The following is a 2,019-nucleotide window of genomic DNA, read 5'->3' as shown; positions in this document are numbered from 1 at the left end:
TTTGCGTGAAATCGAAGGTTCCGCTAGTTTCAGGTGCTGCAATTCGTATGGAAGGGCAGTTGGCGATATATGATTCTAGAGAGGATGATTCGCCTTGTTATCGATGCTTATATGATGAGCAAGGTAACGAAAACCTTAACTGTTCAACCAATGGTGTGATGGCGCCGCTAGTTGGGGTGATTGGCTCAATGCAGGCTTTGGAGGCTATAAAGCTGGTGTCTGGATATGGTGAGCGCAGTGCCGGGAAATTGTTGATCTATGATGCTCTGTCTTTAGACTGGCGTACCTTGAAATTGCGCAAGGATCCTGAGTGCCCCGAGTGTGCGTAGTTGCGATTGAATAACAAAAAAGCCGGAGATTAAATGCTCCGGCTTTTTTGTTATGGGGTGATGCTAGTTACTTAATCATGAAAATTATTCGCGACGTAATCTGCTAGACGAGATCGTTCAACGCTTGTGAGTGTGATGTGAGCGTAGTGCTCCCAATTTCTCATGCGGTCGATCGCGTAACTAAATCCGCTTGTATTGGCGCTGAGGTAAGGTGTGTCGATCTGCTTGAGGTTGCCGATCGCGACAACTTTAGTTCCTGGGCCTGCGCGTGAGATGAGGCCAAGCATTTGCGCCGCGGTCAGGTTTTGGGCTTCATCAATTAGGAAGAACTTTCCTGAGAAGCTTCTACCTCGCATGAAGCTTGAGCTTTTTATTTTGACGCGATTCTTAAGAAACTCGAGCCCTGATTTTCGCTCAAACTCATTGCCTTCTGGGTTCGCCGCTAAGGTTTCGAGTGCGTCCGTAATTGCACCCATCCAAGGTTCGATTTTGGCTTCTTCTTCGCCTGGTAAAAAGCCTATATCTTCTCCCATCGGAACGGTTGCGCGAGTGACAATGATCTCATCGTAGAATTTATCTTCGTACACAAGTTGTAGCGCTGCAGCGAGGGTTAACAAGGTTTTACCCGTACCTGCATCGCCAGCTATCGTTACAAAATCAATTTCGGGGTCGGTAAGAATAGAAAGCGCGTAGTTTTGCTCCTGGTTACGCGCTTGAATACCCCAGCAATGATAATGTTGCTCGAAATCAGGGAGTATTTCGATCATAGCTTCTTTGCCATTGGTGGCGCGAAGAATGCCGCGAAAGTTTTGTTGGTTATTTGAGTTTGAGTAAATGTGCGTGTTGATCGGCCAATTTCCGACCCAAGGCGCTTTTATGTAATAGATAATGATGGTGCCGACATCTTGAGAGTCCTCGCGTTCGGTTCGGATTTCAACACCTTCAGCTTCCCACATCTCTTCAGTGATTTCTATTTGGCCGGAGAATAGAGATTCATCACCAATGCTTGCTACTTGGTCGTTACGATAATCTTCTGAGATGATTCCACGGACGACAGCTTTGATGCGCATGTTGATGTCTTTCGTGACAAGAACGACGCTTGTATCGGTATTCTCAAAGTCGTCGCGTAACTGTTTAGCGACATCAATGATTTCGTTATCAGCAACCGTTTGTCTATCTTTTTCGAAGGTTTGGAATATAAGCTTCCCGCCTCCGTCTAGGGCAATCCCCTCAGGGAGCTGGTCTATATCTGCTTGTGAAAGGAGTTCGTCGAGATAGCGGTGTGCTTGTCGCGCATTTCTGGCGGTATCTCGTTGGCCACGTTTGTGGCTANCAAGTTCCTCTAAGACGCGAAGAGGGATAAAAACAGTTTGTTCTTCGAATTTAAATATTGATTCAGGCTCGTGGAGCAGAACATTGGTATCAAGTACATAAATTTTACTATCGGTTTTTTTGTTACTTATAACCATCTTGAATTCCTTCGAAGTGAATGTGCATTTAGGTTTCGCGGCCCTCCGAGTTGTTTGCGCGCATCATTAACTTAGTTGAGTTGTTCGACAATAACTTTGAGTAAATCGTAAGTCGTAATGATGCCGCTTACGTCATCACCATGTTTTACAAATACTCTATGAAGGTGTTCGTTCATCATGAGTTTTGATACTTCTGTAATGGGAGTATCTTCAGGTACGGA

3 protein-coding genes are annotated in these 2,019 nt (G+C 45.4%); 1 reads left to right on the top strand and 2 read right to left on the bottom strand.

Features of this window, described 5'->3' with window-relative positions:
• On the top strand, positions 1–329 hold a 329-nt coding region (locus A3739_RS13385; RefSeq protein ID WP_197472312.1), incomplete at its 5' end, for a ThiF family adenylyltransferase.
• A gap of 71 nt (positions 330–400) precedes the next feature.
• On the opposite strand, the gene A3739_RS13380 is transcribed toward A3739_RS13385, so the two are convergent.
• Together A3739_RS13380 and A3739_RS28145 are read right to left on the bottom strand one after the other, a co-directional pair.
• Positions 401–1,798, bottom strand: coding sequence for a PhoH family protein (locus A3739_RS13380; protein WP_068501714.1), 1,398 nt, complete (start codon positions 1,796–1,798; stop codon positions 401–403).
• A gap of 71 nt (positions 1,799–1,869) precedes the next feature.
• Positions 1,870–2,019: CBS domain-containing protein (locus A3739_RS28145; protein WP_156502578.1), on the bottom strand; the 150-nt coding region annotated here is incomplete at its 5' end.

Source organism: Oleiphilus sp. HI0067 (genome assembly GCF_001635735.1).
Note: the sequence above shows the minus strand (reverse complement) of the source record. Positions and strands in the feature narration are given on the sequence as shown.